Annotated in this window: 16 protein-coding genes; 2 read left to right on the plus strand and 14 right to left on the minus strand. The window is 61.1% G+C overall.

Annotation, left to right across the window (positions count from 1 at the left end; translation table 11 throughout):
- Positions 1 to 160: 160 nt before the first annotated feature.
- The 14 genes from L7A20_RS03080 to sdhC form a co-directional block, all read right to left on the minus strand.
- Positions 161 to 868 carry a MazG nucleotide pyrophosphohydrolase domain-containing protein gene (locus L7A20_RS03080; RefSeq protein WP_237222370.1) on the minus strand — a complete coding sequence of 236 codons (708 nt, stop codon included), beginning with the start codon at positions 866 to 868 and terminating at the stop codon, positions 161 to 163.
- Positions 865 to 2,094, minus strand: coding sequence for an adenosine deaminase (locus tag L7A20_RS03085; protein ID WP_237222371.1), 1,230 nt, complete (start codon positions 2,092 to 2,094; stop codon positions 865 to 867). Before L7A20_RS03085 ends, L7A20_RS03080 begins: the two co-directional genes overlap by 4 nt.
- Before the next feature lie 85 nt (positions 2,095 to 2,179).
- A complete protein-coding gene (locus L7A20_RS03090) occupies positions 2,180 to 3,940 on the minus strand; it encodes a hypothetical protein (protein WP_237222372.1) in 1,761 nt (586 codons plus the stop codon).
- Positions 3,941 to 3,975: 35 nt separating this feature from the next.
- Positions 3,976 to 5,274, minus strand: a complete 1,299-nt coding sequence (locus L7A20_RS03095; RefSeq protein ID WP_237196958.1) for a thymidine phosphorylase — start codon at positions 5,272 to 5,274, stop codon at positions 3,976 to 3,978.
- A gap of 139 nt (positions 5,275 to 5,413) precedes the next feature.
- The gene (locus L7A20_RS03100) at positions 5,414 to 5,815 is read right to left on the minus strand and encodes a cytidine deaminase (RefSeq protein WP_237196959.1); all 402 of its coding nucleotides are present in this window, start codon (positions 5,813 to 5,815) and stop codon (positions 5,414 to 5,416) included.
- Positions 5,816 to 6,036: 221 nt separating this feature from the next.
- A complete protein-coding gene (locus L7A20_RS03105) occupies positions 6,037 to 7,329 on the minus strand; it encodes an ABC transporter permease (RefSeq protein WP_237222373.1) in 1,293 nt (430 codons plus the stop codon).
- A 2-nt stretch (positions 7,330 to 7,331) separates the two neighbouring features.
- Positions 7,332 to 8,630, minus strand: coding sequence for an ABC transporter permease (locus tag L7A20_RS03110; protein ID WP_237196964.1), 1,299 nt, complete (start codon positions 8,628 to 8,630; stop codon positions 7,332 to 7,334).
- Complete coding sequence (locus L7A20_RS03115) at positions 8,617 to 10,233, minus strand: ABC transporter ATP-binding protein (RefSeq protein ID WP_237222374.1); 1,617 nt, start codon at positions 10,231 to 10,233, stop codon at positions 8,617 to 8,619. The genes L7A20_RS03110 and L7A20_RS03115 overlap by 14 nt, the downstream gene beginning before the upstream one ends.
- A 207-nt stretch (positions 10,234 to 10,440) precedes the next feature.
- Positions 10,441 to 11,538: a BMP family lipoprotein gene (locus L7A20_RS03120; RefSeq protein ID WP_237222375.1), complete on the minus strand. Its 1,098-nt coding sequence runs from the start codon at positions 11,536 to 11,538 to the stop codon at positions 10,441 to 10,443.
- 304 nt (positions 11,539 to 11,842) lie between these two features.
- On the minus strand, positions 11,843 to 13,066 hold the full coding sequence (locus L7A20_RS03125; protein WP_237222376.1) for an amidohydrolase: 1,224 nt from the start codon (positions 13,064 to 13,066) through the stop codon (positions 11,843 to 11,845).
- Positions 13,067 to 13,138: 72 nt separating this feature from the next.
- A complete protein-coding gene (locus tag L7A20_RS03130) occupies positions 13,139 to 13,924 on the minus strand; it encodes a succinate dehydrogenase iron-sulfur subunit (protein ID WP_135011168.1) in 786 nt (261 codons plus the stop codon).
- Between the two features lies 1 nt (position 13,925).
- A complete protein-coding gene (gene sdhA, locus L7A20_RS03135; protein WP_135011169.1) occupies positions 13,926 to 15,689 on the minus strand; it encodes a succinate dehydrogenase flavoprotein subunit in 1,764 nt (587 codons plus the stop codon).
- A 40-nt stretch (positions 15,690 to 15,729) separates the two neighbouring features.
- Positions 15,730 to 16,215, minus strand: coding sequence for a succinate dehydrogenase hydrophobic membrane anchor subunit (locus tag L7A20_RS03140; RefSeq protein WP_237187241.1), 486 nt, complete (start codon positions 16,213 to 16,215; stop codon positions 15,730 to 15,732).
- A 3-nt stretch (positions 16,216 to 16,218) separates the two neighbouring features.
- Positions 16,219 to 16,599, minus strand: coding sequence for a succinate dehydrogenase, cytochrome b556 subunit (gene sdhC / locus L7A20_RS03145; RefSeq protein WP_237196975.1), 381 nt, complete (start codon positions 16,597 to 16,599; stop codon positions 16,219 to 16,221).
- 315 nt (positions 16,600 to 16,914) lie between these two features.
- Between sdhC and L7A20_RS03150 the strand changes: the two genes are divergently transcribed.
- Together L7A20_RS03150 and L7A20_RS03155 are read left to right on the plus strand one after the other, a co-directional pair.
- A complete protein-coding gene (locus L7A20_RS03150; protein WP_237187243.1) occupies positions 16,915 to 18,024 on the plus strand; it encodes a mannose-1-phosphate guanylyltransferase in 1,110 nt (369 codons plus the stop codon).
- Positions 18,025 to 18,124: 100 nt separating this feature from the next.
- Complete coding sequence (locus L7A20_RS03155; RefSeq protein WP_237196977.1) at positions 18,125 to 19,462, plus strand: hypothetical protein; 1,338 nt, start codon at positions 18,125 to 18,127, stop codon at positions 19,460 to 19,462.
- Positions 19,463 to 19,860: the final 398 nt, after the last annotated feature.

The raw sequence follows: 19,860 nt of genomic DNA on the forward strand, positions 1-19,860 counted from the left end.
CCAGTCTACCAAAAAACCCACATAAGCACACAGGAATTCAACATTTCCAACGGTTTTCTTCAGCACTTCTGAGGTTTTGTGGGATTCTGACCAACGGGTCACAACTACCTTATGGCGGTGCTGGTGGGGTGGCGGTGCTCTTCTGCCCGCCCCCACCGTATCAGTCGCGAATTAGCCCTTGCACATAGGTCCGCAGGGCCCGTTCCGCATCGAGCCCGGCGGTGCGGGCGGAGGCTGCCAGCTTGTAGAGGTAGGCGCCCAGCTCCTGCTCGTTGACGAAGGCTGGGAGCTGCCCACCGGCGTCCGCGCCCGTAAGGTCAACCCCGGCAGCCTCTGCTTTTTCATCGACCTTGGCGGCGAGGGCGAGCGCGGGCAGGGCCGGCGGGAGCCCGTCGAAGGGGCCGGTGCGTTCGGGTTTTTCGGCTTTTTTAAGCTGGTCCCAGGCGTCGTAGATGTCGGCGGCGCTGAGCTTTTCGTTGCCCTGGTCGGTGGATGCGAAGACGTGGGGGTTGCGGCGCACCAGTTTGGCGGCGAGCCCGTCGATGACGTCCTGCATGGTGAAGCCGCCCTGCGCGGCGGGGGTTTCGGCGGCCATGGTGGCGTGGAAGATGACGTTGAGCAGCACATCCCCGAGTTCTTCGCGCAGCAGGGGCAGGTTGACCCCGCCGGGGGCTTCAACGGCTTCGGCTACCTCGTAGGTTTCTTCGATGAGGTAGTGCATGATGGACGCGTGGGTTTGGGCGGACGTCCAGGCGCAGCCGTCGGGGCTGCGGAGGGTCTGCATGAGCTCCATCAGGTGCTCGAAGCTGCCCCCGAGGTCACCGGGTTCTGGTAAGGGTGCGGGGTGCTCTTGTCTGGGCCGGGTCATGCGCCGCGCTGCTCTTCCTGGTCAGCCCCTGCCTGGCCCTGCTCTTGGAGGGCTAGCTGCCCGTAGGCGCTCTGGACGCTGGTGAGCAGGGCCTGTTTTTCGTCGAAGGAACAGAAGGCCCCGTTGATAGCGTTGTAGGTGACCTCGAAGAATTCAGGCAGGCCAAAGCCCTGGTGCTTGGCAAGCTCGGCAAATTCGCGGGTCATGCTGGTGGCGCTCATCAGGCGGTTATCGGGGTTGATGGTTACGGCGAACCCGGCCTGCAGGAGTAGGGCTGCCGGGTGCTCGTCGTGGCTGAGCGCCGGTTCAAAGTCTTTCTTTCGCCCCACATTGCTGGCCTTTTCAGCGGCATCGGTTTGCAGGTTGGAGCAGGGGCAGGTTTCCAGCACGATACGGCGGTTTTTGACGGCTTCGGCGACCTCCCCCAGTTGCAGGATGGTCTGGGCTGGGTCAGCCCCGGGCATGAGGGAGCCATCGGGGTCAATCTCTGCCAGGGTGCGGGCTGTGATGTCTTCTGTGATACGGACGCCGTGGCCCAGGCGCAGGGCACGGCCGGTGACCAGGGCCTCGCGGATAGAGGCCAGGCCGAAGGCTTCACCGGCGTGCAGGGTGACGGGCAGGAAATGCTCGGCGGCAAGGTTCAGGGCTTCTGCATGGGATGAGGTAGGGTGGCCGTCCTCAGGCCCGGCCAGGTCGAAGCCCACCACGCCCAGGGCCCGGTAGGCCAGGGCGGTTTTGACGACCTCCAGGGAGTTGTTCTGGTGGCGCATGGCGCACAGAATCTGGTTGACCAGTATGCGTCCGCCTGCCTGAGCTACCTGTTCCATGCCGTCCATGAGCCCGTCGGCTACCGCTTCAACAGCCTGGGCCATGGTGAGCCCGCCGCGCTGGTGCAGCTCGGGGGCCCAGCGCACCTCACCGTAGATGACGCCGTCGGCGGCCAGGGTCAGCACATGCTCGCGGGCGACTCGTCGCAGGTTTTCTTCGGTCTGCATGACGGCCACCGTGTGCTCAAAGGTTTCGAGGTAGCGGGCCAGGGAGCGGGAGTCCGCTGCCTGTTTGAACCACTCCCCCAGTTCCTGCGGGTCGGTTGTGGGCAGGGTGTGGCCTACCCGATCGGCTAGCTCGATGAGGGTCTCGGGGAGCAGTCCACCGTCAAGATGGTCGTGCAGGCAGACTTTGGGCAGCTTTTGGAGCCAGGTCAGGGTGGGCGCGGGAGCGGTCATACGGGGAAAGCTCTTTCGGTAGTGGCCCGCCCCGAAAAGGCCGGGGCTCTTTCGGGGCGGGGAGATAGAGAATGTGGGTGCTGGCCTAGAAGGTCCAGGAGGCCAGAGCCTCATTCATGTGGGCCGGGATGTTCTCACCGGTGCGGGGGAACATGCGCAGCTCTTCTACGTACTGCTGGGCAGGCAGGTGCTCAGGGTAGCGCACAAAGGCCTCTTCATCGGCGTAGTCGAAGGTGGCTTCAACGGGGGTGCCGGGGGTGAAGCGGATATTGATGGCGAGGGGCGAGCCGTGGCCTTCCTTGTAGGAATCGGCCTTGAGCTGCAGAATCGCTAGGGTTTCTTCGGGGATCAGGTCGAAGGTGCGTACCTGTTCCCAGAAGCCGTTGCGGCGCACGTGGGTCAGGGCATCGTAGTAGGAGCCCAGGGTTCGAACGCGAATCAGCACGGTGGAGACATCGCGGGCGGTGCCAGTAGCGCCAAAGAGGGCTTCGTAGGCCGGGGCAAAGCGGGAGACAACCTCGGCCTCGGTGAGCACCAGATTGCCGCTGGCTTTCTTGGTGGCAGAGGGCTTGGGCTGGCTGTGCTCGGCGTAGGAGGGGGCGATGTCCACGCTAGTGCTGGTCATGGGGGCGTCCAGGGTCGGTGCGGACGCGGGCAGGCTGCTAGCCTGGGCCGGGTCGGCAGAGGCCTGGGGCTGGTCCTCGGTCTCGAATTCGCTGTCGTCCAGGTGGGCAGGGAGCTGGTGGGCCTCCTGCTCTTCCTGCCCGGCAGCTGCCTCGGCTGAGCTATCGGTCGGAGCCTCGGCTGAGGTTTCAGCGGGAGCTTCAGCGTCAGCTTCTGAGCGGACGCGGGCAGTAGCCGGGTAGTTTGAGGCAGCTGCGGCGGACACAGCGCCCTGCTGGCTAGCGGAATCTGCTGCAGGAGCTACATCGGCAGGGCTCTCCTCGGCTGCAACTTCTTCAGTAGCAACTGCCCCAGCAGAGCTTACTGCTACCGCGGAGGTCTCTTCCACGGCTTCTTCCTTCGCAGGCTCTACAGTCACTTCCTCAGCGGTATCTGAGACTTCATCAGCGGAATTTTCTGCCTTCGCTGCTTCGGCCTGTCCAGCTTGCTCCTGTGCGGCTTTTTCCTGAGCCAGACGAGCCGAGATACGGCTCATGCGGTCCTCAGCCTGGGCAGCGGTCTCACCCTGAGTCGTACCTGCCGGTGCGACAGCTGAGGCGGGGGCGGCGTCCTGACCCTTCTCAACTTCAGCAACCTGCTGAGCCTCGGCGCTCTGCTGGGACTCGGTCGTCTGCAAAGCCTCACCGGTCTGCTCAGTCTTGGTAGCCTGCGGGGCGGGGGTAGCGCCCATATCCAGGGCATAGTTGAGGTTGTGGGTCTTGCTGGTGGCGGTGTTCATGAAAGAAGCGTGCACAGCCGCATCGCTGCCAATGGCGGGGTTGACCACAATCAGGGCGCGGTTCCAGGCGCCGCGCTCGCTCTTTTCTTCCTCAACGTAGAGGTCAGCCACGGCCTGGAACCACTCGCTACCGGGGGTGACCAGACCAGACTCAACTTCCTGGCCGCGCTGGTAGAGGGTGTACTTCATGTCGTTGGCGTTCTGGGTCAGATTCAGGGTCACCTGGCCATCTGCCTTGGCACGCATGAGCTTCACGACGGCCTTGAGGCCCTCACCTGCGCCCAGCCCGGTGGGGGCAAACTGCCCACTGGCAGGAGCGGCTGTTTCAGCAGTCTGAGTAGTAGCGGCCTGCTCGGCATCAAGGCTGGTTGCCAGGACGTCCCGCTGAGTGGAGCTCTCTACAGGTGCAGGTTCCTGAGTTTTTTTGCGGCTAAATAGGCCCACGGTTCTTCTCTTTTCTTGCAGGGGCGAAGGTAGGTTTACGCGTTGATTCTATCCAGGATCAGGTCGGTGGGGGTGTAATCGCCTCCGATAGTCCAGGCGTCCTTGAGGGATTCCAGGGCTCGTTCAAAGCGTTCGGGGGTGTCGGTCATCAGAGTCATCAGGGGCTGACCTGCGGTGACGGTGTCGCCGGGCTTGGCGTGCAGGTTGATACCCGCTGCCAGCTGCACGGCGTCTTCCTTGCGAGCCCGGCCTGCGCCCAGGCGCCAGGACGCCACACCCACGGCCAAAGCGTCCAGGCGGGTTAGGGTGCCGCTTGCGTCAGCGTAGACGGTGTGGGTCTCGCGGGCCTCGGGCAGGGCTGCATCGGGGTCACCGCCCTGGGCGGAAATCATCTCGCGCCACTTATCCATAGCGCGACCGTCCGCAAGGGCCTCGGCCGGGTCAGCGTCAATACCGGAATTTTTGAGCATGACGCGGGCCAACTCGACGGTCAGCTCAACGATATCGGCGGGCCCGCCACCGGCGAGAACCTCAACAGATTCAGCAACTTCATTGGCATTGCCAACGGCCAGCCCCAGCGGAGTATCCATGTTGGTCAGCAGGGCACTGGTTTTTACACCGGCACCCTGACCCAGCTCAACCATGACCTCTGCCAGTTCGCGGGCGCGGGCTGCGTCCTTCATAAAGGCACCGGAACCGACCTTGACATCCAGCACCAGAGAATCGGTGCCCTCGGCAATTTTCTTGCTCATGATGGACGATGCAATGAGCGGAATAGCCTCGACAGTGGAGGTGGTGTCGCGCAGAGCATAAAGCTTCTTATCGGCGGGGGCGAGGCCGGTGCCCGCCGCCGAGATAACAGCACCCACGGTGCCGAGAATATCGAGGGTCTTTTCGTTGGAGATGTTGGCCTGCCAGCCGGGGATCGCTTCGAGCTTATCGAGGGTACCGCCGGTATGCCCCAGGCCGCGGCCGGAAAGCTGGGGTACAGCCACGTTGTAGACGGCAACCAGCGGGGCCAGGGGCAGGGTGATTTTATCGCCCACGCCACCGGTGGAGTGCTTGTCTGCGGTAGCGAGTTTTTTGCCGGGGCCAATGATGGAGGAGAAATCCATGCGTTCGCCGGAGCGGATCATGGCGTCAGTCCAGCGGGCAATTTCGTCGCGATTCATGCCGTTAAGGAAGATAGCCATGGCCAGGGCGCTCATCTGTTCATCGGCTACGACGCCGCGGGTGTAGGCGTCGATGACCCAGTCGACCTGCTCGTTGGTGAGGGTTCCGTGGTCACGTTTGGTGCGGATAATGTCTACGGCGTCGAAAGCTTCGGTGCTCAAGCGCTCACCTTCCCGGCAGGGTGCAGCTTCGCTCCCCTGCTCTGTGTTCTTGTGTTCTTTGGTCTTATCTTCCAGTATGCCAGTTCGCGCCGGGGCGTGGCCGTTGCAAAGCGGTCGGTGAACGGGAAAGATGAGGACGCTAGGGGGCAGCTAGGCGGTCGGGGCCGAAGGCGTCGGGCAGCATCTGCTCAATGGTGAGCACTCCGCTGGTTGAGCGCAGGAGCATTCCGGGGGTGCTGTGTTCGTAGAGCAGCTGACGGCAGCGGCCACAGGGCATAAGCGCGTTGCCGTCCTTATCAACACAGGCAAATGCGGCAAGCTTGCCGCCGCCGGTGCGGAAGAGCTCGGAAATCAGCGAACATTCGGCGCAGAGGGTGAGCCCGTAGGAGGCGTTTTCGATGTTGGCGCCGGTAATGATACGCCCGTCGGTGGTCAGGGCAGCGACCCCAACCGCGAAGTTGGAGTAGGGCGAGTAGGAGTTCGCTAGGGCTGCGGTGGCGGCAGCGGTGAGCTGGTCCCAGTCAATGGTGAGTGGAGTCATTGGTCTCTTTCCTCGTATATGTTGTGCAAGGACGGGGTGGAGGTGGACGCCCCGGTAGCCGACTGGCTGGGGCTGGCATGAATCAAGCGAGCCCTCCAGGGCGAGCTTGAGAAGGTTAGTCGGCGAAGGGGCGTCCATCTCCACCCCATACGCGTGAACCTTTAAGACGGCAGTGGCCGCCCCTTGCTGTGCAAGCGGGGCGGCCACGCGTCCGTCCGGACCTACTCCTTGATGTAGGGCTTGCCCACTGCGGCGGGGCCGCGGGAGCGGCCCACCAGACCGGCTACCGCGAAGATGGTGACCAGGTAGGGCAGCATGGCGAGCAGTTCGGTGGGCACGCTGGTGCCCAGGATGGAGAGGACGAACTGCAGGTTGAGGGAGAAGCCGAAGAGGAGGGCGGCGGAGAGGGCTCCGATGGGGGTCCAGCGGCCGAAGATGAGGGCGGCGAGGGCGATGTAGCCCTGGCCTGCGGTCATGTCGGAGTTGAAGGAGGATACGGAGACCAGGGTGAAGAAGGCGCCGCCCATACCGGCTACGGCACCGGCCAGCAGCACGTTGGTGGCGCGCAGGCGGTTGACGTTGACGCCCAGGGTGTCGGCGGCCTTGGGGTGTTCGCCGACGGCGCGGGTGCGTAGGCCCCAGCGGGTCTTGTTGAGGGCGAACCAGATGACGGCTACCACGATGTACATGAGGTAGACCAGTACGTTCTGGTTGAAGAGGACGGGGCCCAGAACAGGGATTTCGGAGAGGCCGGGGATGGCGAAGGCCGGCAGCTTGGGTGCGGAGTTGAGGGTGGACGCGTTGGGTTCGAGGACGCGACTGAAGAGGAAGCCGGTGAGACCTGAGACCAGGACGTTGACCACGACACCCACGATGACCTGGTCGACCAGGTACTTGATGGAGAAGAGGGCCAGCAGGGCTGAGACCAGCATGCCGCCGATCATGGCTGCAAGGAGGCCTGCCCAGGCGTTCTTCGTGATGGAACCTACCAGGACCGCTGAGAAGGCGCCCAGCAGGAGCTGGCCTTCGATGGCGATGTTGACGATGCCGGAGCGCTCGCAGAGCAGGCCGCCCATGGAGCCGAAGATCATGGGGATGGAGAGCAGCACGGCGCCGTTGAGCAGGGAGACCAGGGAGAGTTCTGGCTTAGCGGTAGAGCCGATGGCCCAGATGAGTAGGCCGGAGGCGAAGGCGAACCAGAAGAGGGGGGCTACCCAGCGGCCCAGGGTCTTGCCGGCGTTGGTGGTCACCAGGGCGTAGCCTGCGAGGGCCAGCATGACGATGGAGGCTACCCAGCCATAGACCTGGGGGTTGATGTTCAGGGGTTCGGCGGAGAACCAGCTGACGCCGTCGCTGATGCTCATGCTGATGGTGCTCTTGGGGGCGCGCAGGGCGATGAGCAGGGTGCCGATGACGGCGAGTACCCCGTAGATGATGGGGTTCTTCCAGTTTTTGACGACCAGCTTTTCTTCTGAAGTGCTGGCGGTGGTTTCGGGAGTTGCGGTGACGCTCATGGTTATGCCTCCACGACCTTCTTCTTAGCTGACTTCTTTTTCTTGGGCTTGCCGGTGGGGTCGGGCAGGCGGAACATGGCGCGGACCAGCGGAGGTGCGGCGATGAAGAGGACGATGAGGGCCTGGAGCACGAGAACAATGTCGATGGAGGTGCCGGTGGCGACCTGCATGGAGACGCCGCCTGCGCGGAAGGCACCGAAGAGGAGGGCGGCGAAGAAGGTACCCCAGGGGGTGGAGCGTCCGAGCAGTGCTACGGTGATGGCGTCGAAGCCTAGGGTACCTGCGATGCCGGTGGTGAGCACCTTTTCGGTACCTGCGACCTGGGCGGTGCCGCCGAGGCCTGCGAGGGCGCCGGAGATCGCCATGACGATGATGTAGCCGGAGGCAACCGAGATACCTGCGGTGCGGGCGGCGTTGGGGTTAGCGCCAACTGCACGCAGGCGGAAGCCGATGGTGGACCGGTTCAGGAGCCAGCTGATGAAGAGGACGGCCAGGATGGCGAGGATGAAGCCCAGGTGGAGGCGGAAGGAGGGGCCCAGAATCTGGGGGAAGACTGCGTTTTCGGGCAGCTTTTCGGAGATGGGGTTGGAGCTGCCTTCGCGCTGGAGCAGGGGGGTCTTGAGCAGGTAGACCAGCAGGTTGGCCGCGATGTAGTTCATCATGATGGACAGGATGACTTCGTGGGCACCGGTCTTAGCCTTGAGGACACCGATGATACCGCCCCAGATTGCACCGCCTAGGATGCCGCCGAGGACTACCAGGGGGAGGGCGATAATGGCGGGAAGGCCGGCGTTGAGAGCAACCCAGCCGGAGACGATAGCACCGAGGATAATCTGGCCCTGGGCACCGATGTTGAAGAGACCTGCTCGGAAGGAGAGGGCTACGGCCAGGCCCGCGAAGATGAGCGGGGTGGCTACGGTCAGGGTTTCGGTGATGGGGCGAATCTGCTGAACGAAGCTCTTACCGTTGGGGTTGTAGATAGCGCCTTGTAGCAGGGCCAGGTAGGACTCGTAGGCAGCAGTCCAGCCCGCGCTGATGGTGTCCATGGGGCGGGCGAAGAAGTAGGAGGCCGCTTTCTGGGTGGCGGGGTCGGTTGCTGCAATCAGCAGGCCACCGACGATGAAGGCTGCCAGGGCTGCGCCGATGGAGAGGCCGACGTTGCCGCCTGCGATGCGGGCGAAGGTTGAGGGCTTCTCGGTTGCCACCAGCTGGGAGGGGACGTCCTGGGGCGGGGTTTTAACTGCTGTATCGGCAGCAAGGGCAGGGTCTACCTGCGGGGTTGCGGGCTTATGCTCGCTCATTCTCTTCTCCTTCTGCCCAGGGGGTCTCGGGGGTGGTGGCCATGTGCTTGGCGTGGGAAGCGCTGGGGGCTTCTTCTTCGTGTTCTGCGGCTGCTGCGAGGGCTTCTTCGTAGGTGGCTCCTGCCATCATCTGACCGAGCACGGAGCGGGGTGTGCTGGGCGGGACGATGCCCATGAGTTCGCCGTGGAAGAAGACGGCGATGCGGTCGGCTAGACCGTAAACCTCGTCGAGTTCGGTGGAGACGATGATGACGGGCACGCCCTTGTCGCGTTCTTCGACGATGCGCTTGTGGATAAACTCGATGGAGCCGACGTCAACGCCGCGGGTGGGCTGGGATGCGACAAAGAGTTCTAGGGGGCGGGAGAGCTCGCGGGCTACGACAATCTTCTGCTGGTTACCGCCGGAAAGGGTCGAGGCGGTGTGCTCCTTGGAGCCCATGCGGATGTCGAACTCAGCACCTGCCCGGTCGGCGTTTTCAGAGATCTTGGCACGGTTGAGGGTGCCTGCCGATGAGAAGTCTTTGGTATCGAAGAGGTCGAGGATCAGGTTCTCTGAGATAGAGAAGGAGCCGACGAGGCCGTCCTTGCTACGGTCTTCGGGCACGAAGCCGACACCGGTACGCAGGACCTGCTTGGTGGTCATACCCAGCAGCTCGGTGCCGTTGAGCTTCATGGAGCCGGTGGCCTTGGGGTGCAGGCCGATGATAGATTCAGCCAGCTCGGTCTGGCCGTTGCCCTGCACACCGGCAACGGCGAGAATTTCGCCACCGTGGACGGTGAAGCTGACGTCCTTAAGCAGGGGCACGCCGTTATCGGCTACTAGGGTGAGGTTTTCAACGGCGAAGGTCTGTTGGTTAGTCTGAGCCTCAGTCTTGTCAACGGTTAGTTGAACGGCCTTACCCACCATGAGAGAGGCCAGTTCAGTGGTCGACATGGAGGGGTCAGCGTGACCAACTACCTTGCCGCGGCGGATGACGGTGATGTCATCTGAAATCTCACGGACTTCGCGAAGCTTGTGGGAGATAAAGAGCAGGGACTTGCCGTCCTTGCGGAGCTGGTCCATGATGCCCAGCAGCTGGTCGGTTTCAGCGGGGGTGAGCACGGCGGTGGGCTCGTCAAGAATCAGAATCTCTGCGTCGCGCACCAGGGCCTTGATAATTTCAACGCGCTGCTGCACGCCAACGGGCAGGTCTTCAACGATGGCGTCGGGATTGACAGCAAAGCCGTAGCGGTCTGAAATCTCACGGATTTTACGGCGGGTGGTCTCAAGATCAAGGGTGCCACCCTTGAGGGATTCGGAGCCCAGGGCCACGTTCTCGGCAACGGTGAAGACGGGGACCAGCATAAAGTGCTGGTGCACCATGCCGATACCTGCTGCCATGGCGTCTGAGGGGCCTGAGAACTCAACCGGCTGATCGTCGATGAACAGCTGGCCTTCGGTGGGCTGATAGAGACCGAAGATGACGTTCATGAGGGTGGACTTACCCGCGCCGTTTTCACCCAGCAAGCAGTGTACTGTGCCGGGGCGGACCACAAGGTCGATGCTATCGTTCGCGGTAAAGTCACCGAAGCGTTTAGTGACCTTGCGCAGTTCGAGTTTCATGGGGTGGCTTTCTGTGTGAGAACCGGACGCACACTACGGCCTGGTGCAGGCTGCAGAGTGAAGGAGTGTTTGTGCCTAGTTTAGCGGTTTAGGCTCCTACCCTAAAGGCTGTCTGCAAGAGCAGGGCCGCTGGCCAGACAAACGGCTCACACCTCTCGTTGCTGAGGGTGTGAGCCGTTGTGAGTAGCCCGAGGCTAACCTACCTGCTTAGGCGGTGGGGGTACCTGCGGTTTCGACCTTGATGGTACCTGAGATGATGTCTTCCTTGATCTTGTCGAGCTCAGCCTTGGTCTCGTCTGAGACTGCTGATTCGAAGTTGTGGAAGGGAGCCAGGCCAACGCCGTCATTCTCCAGGGTGCCGATGTAGGCGTCGGAGGTGAAGTTACCGTCCATGTCTGACTTGATGGTTTCGGTGATAGCGGCGTCCATCTTCTTCATGATGGAGGTCAGGATGATGTCCTGGAATTCGGGGTTGGTTTCAACACCGTCAGCGTCAACCCAGATGACAGAGGCGGGGTTCTCGGGGCTGGTGGCGTTGTATTCCTTGACAGCTTCGAGGGTGCCGGAACCTACGGGGCCAGCTACGGGCAGAATGATGTCTGCGCCCTGGTCCAGGAAGTTCTGGGTGTTGGTCTTGCCCTTGGTGGCGTCTTCGAAGTCACCGGTGAAGGTGCCTGACTGGGCCTCAGTGTTCCAGCCGAGTACCTCAACATTGGCGCCCTTCTGCTCGTTGTAGTAGGCAACGCCCTGGGCAAAGCCGTCCATGAAGATGGTAACGGTGGGGAATTCCATGCCGCCGTAGGTTGCGACCTTACCGGTCTTGGTCTGGGCAGCGGCCAGGTAGCCTGCCTGGAAGGCAGCCTGGGCGGTGTCGAAGACGATGGGGCGCACGTTGTCGAGCTCGATGGAGTTATCGTCAACGATGGTGAAGTGCATATCGGGGTTAGCTTCTGCTACTTCCTTGGTAGCATCTGCCAGGCCGAAGCCGACGGTAACGGTCAGGTTACAGCCTGACTGAACCATCTGGTCGAGGTTGGGGCCGTAGTCGGTTTCAGTGGTGGACTCAGCTTCCTTGTGCTCGATACCGTATTCAGCGACGGCATCCTGCAGACCCTTGTAGGAGTTCTGGTTGAAGGACTTGTCCTGGAAACCACCGAAGTCAGAAACAATGCAGCCCAGGTAGTCGGTTGCTTCACCAGAGGCTGATGATGATTCTTCGGGGGCTGCGCCACAAGCTGACAGCAGCAGGGCTGAGATACCCAGGATGGAACCGGTGGATGCAACGTGCTTACGTGAGAAAGCCATGAAGGTCCTTTTCGTACGGCCCTGAAAGCGGGCGGCGCATAGTCTACGCCAACTGTGTGTGAGTGGTGCTTTCAGAGAAAATTTGCGTAACACAACACATCTTAGTGTGATTCAGCTTCCCATTCACCCCCTATTTACTTCAAAAAGCGTGAACCGCGCAACAGGCTCCTGCTGTTTAATCACACAGAATATGTATTTGAGCTAATCACAGAGGGCAGGAGGCCACCCCCGGGAGCGGGAGCGGGCGTCCTGCCCTCTCAAAAAATTTTCTGAAAAAAGTTACCAGCCGGTAACTTCCCGGAGGTTAGCTGCGAGGCAGCTCCGAGCGGATAGCCCGCAGCGCGGTCGCGGCCATAACCTGCACCCCGTACTCAATCGCGCGTTCGTCCGGCGCGTAGTCCCCCCGGTGCAGGTCGTAGGTCACTCCACCGGGCACACGGGTGCCCAGACGAATCAGGGCGCCGGGAACCTCCTGGAGCATCCAGGCAAAGTCTTCCCCGCCCATGGACTGCTCCACCAGCACCACGGAGTCCTCCCCCAGCTCCGCGCGGGAGGCCGCCTCAATCATGGCAACCTCATCTTCGGTATTGACGGACGGCGGCACCCCCCGGTAGTGCTCAAGCTCAACCTCTACGTTGTAGGGGGCAGCAATCTGGTCAACCACCTCATCGAGCATGGCACCGGCCTGCTTCCAGACGTCCGCATCCAGACAGCGCATGGTACCCGCCAAAAAAGCGGTGGACGGAATAGCGTTGGGAGCCACCCCCGCCTCAATCTGCCCCCAGGCAACCAGCACACCGGAGCGGACGTCCGTCTTGCGCGAGAGCACAGCAGGCACGTTGATCGCGATTTGGGAGAGGGCGTAAATGACGTCCTCGGTCAGGTGCGGGCGGGAGGTGTGGCCGCCGCGGCCCTTGAGAGTAATTTTGATGGTGTCGGAGGCACTAGTGATTGCACCGATGCGGGTACCGATTTTACCCACGTCAACCTTGGGTTCACAGTGCAGGGCGAAGGCGCGGGGCACCCCCTCGAGGATGCCCTGGGAAATGACGTCCACCGCCCCGCCGGGCAGCTGCTCCTCAGCGGGCTGGAAGATAATGCGCACGGTACCGCCCAGGGGAAGCTCCTGGTGAAGGCGGTGCAGGGCAATAGCCACCCCCAGCATGACGGTCTGGTGAATATCGTGACCGCAGGCGTGCATGACACCATCGACCTGCGAAGCGTAGGGCAGGTCGGTTTCTTCCTGGATCGGCAGGGCATCGATATCGGCGCGCAGGGCAGCGGCCATCGGGCCAGACCCCACGTCCACATAGCAGCCGGTACCCTTCAAATGCTTGGGCGCCAGCCCAGCCTCGGTGAGGGTACGGAAAATACGCTCGGTCGTCTTGTTCTCAAGGTACGACAGCTCAGGGTTCTGATGCACCTCGCGGCGAAATGCTATGAGTTCTGGCACCAGGGTGCGCAGACGCTGGGCAAACAAGGGTGAGCTCAGATCCAAGGAGCTTGCAGCAAAAGAATAGGACGACATGTATATAGAGTAGCCCCTCATACAAAAAGTCGCGCTCCACAGGGGATGTGGAGCGCGACTTTCTACCGACCTTTAGAGGGAGCGGGCCAGGATAGCCTGCTTGACCTCGGCAATCGCCTTGGTAATTTCAATACCGCGGGGGCAAGCCTCGGTGCAGTTGAAGGTGGTGCGGCAGCGCCAGACGCCTTCCTTGTCGTTGAGAATCTCAAGACGCATGTCACCGGCGTCATCGCGAGAGTCGAAGATGAAGCGGTGGGCGTTGACGATAGCTGCGGGGCCGAAGTACTGGCCGTCGGTCCAGAAGACGGGGCAGGACGAGGTACACGCGGCGCAGAGGATGCATTTGGTGGTGTCGTCAAAGCGGGCGCGGTCCTCCTGGGACTGGTAGCGCTCGCGCTCCGGCTCGTGGGTGTCGTTGACCAGGAAGGGCATAATCTCACGGTAGGCCTGGAAGAAGGGTTCCATGTCTACGATGAGGTCCTTCTCGCAGGGCAGACCCTTGATGGGCTCAACGGTGATGGGCTTGGACAGGTCAAGATCCTTGAGCAGGGTCTTGCAGGCCAGACGGTTACGGCCGTTGATGCGCATAGCGTCGGAGCCGCAGATACCGTGGGCACAGGAGCGGCGGAAGGACAGCGAGCCGTCAATCTCCCACTTAATCTTGTGCAGGGCATCGAGCACACGGTCAGTGCCGTACATGGTCAGCTTGAATTCGTCCCAGTGGGCCTCTGCTGACTCTTCGGGGTTGTAACGGCGAACCTGCACAGTCACGTCGAAGGTGGGAATAGCGCCCGCTTCGCCTGACTCAGACTTCAGCTCAACCTTGGATTCGGGTTCACGTGCTTCAAAATCAGCCATTTTAGTACTTACGCTCCATCGGTTCGTAGCGGGTGAAGGTCACGGGCTTGGTATCAAAACGCAGACCCTTAATGCCTTCCATCTCGGCGTTCTCATCGAGGTAGACCATCGAGTGCTTCATGAAGTTGGCGTCGTCGCGGTCGGGGTAGTCCTCGCGGAAGTGACCGCCGCGGGATTCCTTGCGGTGCAGGGCAGCAACCGACATGACCTTGGCAAGCTCTAGCAGGAAGCCCAGTTCAACTGCTTCAAGCAAGTCGAGGTTGAAGCGCTTACCCTTATCCTGAATCTGGATGTTCTTGTAGCGCTCTTCAAGCTCAACAATCTTGTTGACGGCGTTGTGGATGGTCGCCTCGGTGCGGAAAACCTGCATATCGGCGTCCATGACATCCTGCAGTTCCTTACGCAGCTGGCCGACCTTTTCGGTACCTTCGCCGTTGCGGATCTGGTTGAGCAGTTCCAGGGTGGCGTCTGCGGCGTCGTCGGGGACGGGCAGGAAGTCAGCTGATGCTGCGTATTCTGCTGCGTAGATACCGGCGCGCTTACCGAAGACGTTGATGTCAAGCAGGGAGTTGGTGCCCAGGCGGTTAGAACCGTGAACCGATACGCAGGCGACCTCACCGGCAGCGTAGAGACCGGGGATGATGTCCTCGGAGTTGGAGTGCACCTCTGCCTTGATGTTGGTGGGAATGCCACCCATGGCGTAGTGGGCGGTGGGGAAAACCGGGACGGGCTCGGTGTAGGGTTCAACGCCCAGGTAGGTGCGAGCGAACTCGGTGATGTCCGGGAGCTTCTCGTCGATGTGGGAGGGCTCGAGGTGGGTGAGGTCCAGAAGGACGTAGTCCTTGTTGGGGCCACAGCCTCGACCTTCACGAACTTCGTTCGCCATGGAACGGGCCACGATGTCGCGGGGGGCAAGGTCCTTAATGGTGGGGGCGTAACGTTCCATGAAGCGTTCACCGTCGGAGTTGCGCAGAATACCACCTTCACCGCGGGCAGCCTCAGAAACCAGGATGCCCAGGCCTGCAAGGCCGGTGGGGTGGAACTGCACGAACTCCATGTCTTCCAGCGGAATACCGTTGCGCAGGGCAATTGCCATGCCGTCACCGGTGAGGGTGTGGGCATTGGAGGTGGTCTTGAAGATCTTGCCACAGCCGCCGGAGGCGAAGATAACGCTCTTGGCCTGGAAGACGTGGACGTCGCCGGTAGCCAGGTCGTAGGAGACAACACCTGCGGGGCGGCGGACGCCGTCCTCGTCCTCAACCATAACCAGGTCGAGCACGTAGTACTCGTTATAGAACTCTACGTTGTGCTTGACGCAGTTCTGGTAGAGGGTCTGCAGAATCATGTGGCCGGTGCGGTCTGCTGCGTAGCAGGCGCGGCGCACAGGGGCCTTACCGTGGTCGCGGGTATGGCCGCCGAAGCGACGCTGGTCGATACGCCCCTCGGGGGTACGGTTGAAGGGAAGACCCATCTTTTCCAGGTCAAGAACCGCGTCGATGGCTTCCTTAGCCATGACCTCAGCTGAATCCTGGTCTACCAGGTAGTCGCCACCCTTGATGGTGTCGAAGGTATGCCACTCCCAGTTGTCCTCTTCAACGTTAGCTAGTGCGGCGCACATGCCACCCTGAGCTGCGCCGGTGTGGGAGCGGGTGGGGTAAAGCTTGGTGAGCACAGCTGTGCGGACGCGCTGGCCAGCTTCGATAGCGGCTCGCATACCTGCGCCGCCTGCGCCGATGATAACGACGTCGTACTTATGTACCTGCATTGTGTGAATGCTTCTTTCTAAAATCTAGAGCGCCAATAGCTTACGGGGCGGTGCAGAAGGACGGCAGAAGGTCTGCGGCTGCACCGGCGGGGCAGGGCTCAAAGGTGAAGATGACCAGGGTGCCCAGAAGAATCACGAAAGCGGTGGCAAGGAAGAGGGCTACCTTCAGGGCGAAGCGCACGCCGTCCTTTTCTGCGTAATCGTCGATGATGACGCGGATGCCGTTAGCGCCGTGCAGCATAGCCAGCCACAGGAGCAGAAGATCCCAGACCTGCCAGAAGGGGTTAGCCAGCTTACCGCCGACGAAACCGAAGTCGATGCGGTGTACGCCTTCGCCCATCATGAGGTTGACGAAGAGGTGACCGAAAATCAGAATGACCAGCAGAACACCGGAGACACGCATGTAAAGCCAGGCGAACATCTCGAAGTTGTTGCGCTTGGACGAGGCTCGGTTGTATTTGACACCCGATACGGTGTTGTCGCGGCTGCGGGGAACCGAAATCTTGGTTTTCAGAGGAGTTGCCATGTCTTAGTGACCCCCAAAGACGAGCATGAAGTGACGGACGAGGAAGGGAACCATGACGACGGCCCAAAGCACCAGGACGCCCCAGAGCATAGCCTTCTGGTTCTTGGCACCGTTCTTCCAGAAGTCCACCAGGATAATGCGGATACCGTTAAAAGCGTGGTAGACAATAGCTGCTACCAGAACAGCTTCGCCCAGACCCATGATGGGGTTCTTGTAGATGTGCATGACGGCGTTGTAGGCCTCGGGAGAGACGCGGACGACGGCGGTATCAAGCACGTGAACCAGCAAGAAGAAGAAAATGGCGATACCGGTAATGCGGTGGGCAACCCACGACCACATACCTTCACGGCCGCGGTACAGCGTGCCCTTGGATGTATTCGGCACTGAATAACCTCCTGTGTGATGCGAGACGACACACCGATAGGTTGAGCCCATCTGTGCGCCCACGCAACATACGTATTGTGTGTTCTACTCAACAGCAAGATTAGCAGGTTTTAGGGCTGCTTACTTACACCGTGTCACCATCTCTTACCCCCGTATTTCCGGGAAATAGGCAAGGTTTTAATGCCCTTAAGCCAGCTATCGGCGTTATCATGCGGAAGCCGCCGTGAGGTTTTCCGTCAAAAGTGACCGGCGCCGTACAGTTTAAGGAAAAGATTTCATCATTATGACTTCAATTCTGGGTACACTGTAGAAACAATGAGAACACCACTTGAACGGTTCTACCCCCTCATTCCGGCCGGCGGCGTAGGGTCCCGCCTATGGCCCCTCTCTCGCGCCGTAGAACCTAAATTTCTGCTTGACCTGACCGGGACAGGTTCATCCCTCCTCCGTGCTACCTACGATCGCTTGGTTGACCTCGCAGCTGATGGCGTCCTTGTCGTCACCGGCCAGGCCCACGCCAATGCCGTCACCCAGCAGCTCTCAGAGCTGCGCGGGTCCGATCTGGTACTCGAACCCTCACCTCGCGACTCCGCAGCAGCCATTGGCCTTGCCTGCGCTATTCTGCACGAGCGCGACCCCGAGGCCATCATTGGCTCCTTCGCCGCTGACCACATCATCAGCCCGGTCGAAGAATTCCAGGCTGTAGTACGCGAAGCCGTACACGCCGCAGCCTCCGGCAAGATCGTCACCATCGGCATCGAACCCACCGAGCCTTCCACCGCCTTCGGCTACATCAAGGCCACCCAGAACCTGGGGCTGGAAGACGCCCCCAGCGTCCTTGCTGTTGAACAGTTTGTCGAAAAGCCCAATGAGGCCACCGCAACCGAGTACGTAGCCAGCGGCGACTACACCTGGAACGCCGGCATGTTCGTGGCCCCTGCAGCCCTCATGCTGCAGCACCTCGAAGCCAACGAGCCGGAACTCTACGCCGGCATCATGGAAATCGCCCGCGCCTGGGACACCCCCGCACGTGAAGCCTGCATGAACCGTCTCTGGGAGACCCTACCCAAGACCGCCATCGACTATGCAGTAGCTGAGCCTGCCGCAGCAGCCGGTGACGTAGCCATGGTTCCCGGTCGTTTCAGCTGGGACGACGTAGGCGACTTTGACGCCGTAGCCCGCCTCAACATCGAAAAGAGCGGTGACGACCTCTTCGTACTGGGCGACAAGTCCAGCGTCATCAGCGAAGAATCCACCGGTATCGTCGTCAACAACACCGGCCGTAAGATTTCGGTCATCGGTATCGAAGATGTTGTTATCGTTGACACCGCAGATGCCCTGCTTGTCACCGTGCGCGACGACGCCCAGAGCGTGAAAAACACCGTCAACACCCTGAAAGAACTTGGCCAGGACAACCTGCTCTAGCCCATCAGAGTTACACAAAGGCCCGCACCGTTTTCCCGGTGCGGGCCTTTTTGACACTCACGTTATGCAAATGATTCTCATTTAGTTTAGACTGGTGGGCATGCACAACACCTCTCGCCCCCTTTTCACCCTCATCAGCGCCACCCTCGCCCTTGCCCTTGCAGGCTGCGGGGCAGCGTCCGCCCCCTCAGCTAGCTCAAGCAGCTCCGAATCGGCCAGCGCAACTGCCACCGCAGAGCGCGCTGCCATCACCGAAGCCTCCACCCCCTCAGCCCGTATCGCCCTCACCTACGACGGCGGAATCATGATAGTGGACGGCAAAACCTTCGAAGTCATCGAAACCATCGAAAAAGAAGGCTTCCTACGCTTGCAGCCCGCTGGCGACAACCGTCACCTGGTGGTAGCAGACGGCTCCTCCTACACCATGCTCGACATGGGCGCCTGGACCCAGGCCCACGGCGACCACGACCACTACTACACCACGACCCCAGCTCTCACCTCCCTATCCTTTGCAGCGGACGGTACCGGTCACGTCATCACCGACTACGGTCGCTCAGCCATGTTCGCCGACAACACCGGCACCATCGAGGTCTACTCCCCCGCCGACCTGACCGGCGCTGATCAGTACACCGCTACCAGCGTCAGCACCGAAACCATTACCCTGTCCGATGCCCACCACGGCCTGGCCATCCCCCTGGAAAATAACCAGTACCTGGTATCAGTAGGCACCGAGGACGCCCGCACCGGCGCAGCCATCATCAACGCAGACGGCTCGGTTGTCACCGAAAACCTCGACTGCCCCGGCATCCACGGCGAAGCGATCGCCGCTAACGACACCTTCACCGTCGGCTGCCAGGACGGCGCCCTCATCTACGCAAACGGCACTTTCACCAAGGTCACCAACCCCGAAGACCCCTACTCCCGTTCCGGCAACCAGGCCGGTTCAGCTGATTCAGCTATCGTGCTTGCCGACTACAAAACCGACCAGGACGCCGAGCTCGAACGCCCCGAACAGTTCGCCCTGATCAACACCATCACCAAGGAACGCACTAAAATCGCCCTACCTGAAGGCGTCTCCTACACCTTCCGTTCACTGGCCCGCGGCCCCGAAGGCTCCCACCTGCTGCTGACAACCGACGGCAAGCTCCGCTTCTGGGCTGAGGACGGCACCGAACTGGGGTCCGTCGACATCATGGACTCCTGGACCGAATCAGAAATCTGGCAGGACCCCCGCCCCGCTATCTGGGTTGACGGCGAAACCGCCTACGTCACCGACCCCGCCACCAAGAAGCTACACGTTGTTTCCCTGGCGAAGATTGCGGACGGCACCGCCGAGGTATTTGCCAGCATCGACCTGCCCGAGGTACCCAACGAGATTAACGGTATCTCCCGCACCGCTGAACTGGTCACCACCACCGAAGTGGACTCTGATCACTAGCGTTTTATCGATAAAGCTTATTCATAAGCGGTTCCGCAGGCTCACGCTCGCTGCCGACCCTCTCGCTGGTTCGCTGACGCTCACAAGCGATTCACGCCAGCCCCGAGCCAGCAGCTTCGCTGTGAGCCTGCTCCACCGATCTTTATGAATAAGCTTCTATTGTTTAAAGGCGCACTGTTCCCAGCTGCTGCCAGCTACCTGAGTGATAGCGGTAGACCGTCAGCTGGTCGATGGTGAAATTCGAAAGCTCAGGCGGAAGGCTCGCAAAATCGCGTAAGGACGCCCCAAGGGAGTATACAAACCGAAGACACTCACAGAGGAAGAGAAGCTACGCCGTAGGATTGAGCAACTAGAAGCAGAAAACACCTGCTGCCTAAAAAATTGCGGGACTTGAGGAA

It is taken from the genome of Rothia nasimurium, assembly GCF_928381415.1.
GTDB classification, from domain to species: Bacteria; Actinomycetota; Actinomycetes; order Actinomycetales; family Micrococcaceae; genus Rothia; species Rothia nasimurium_H.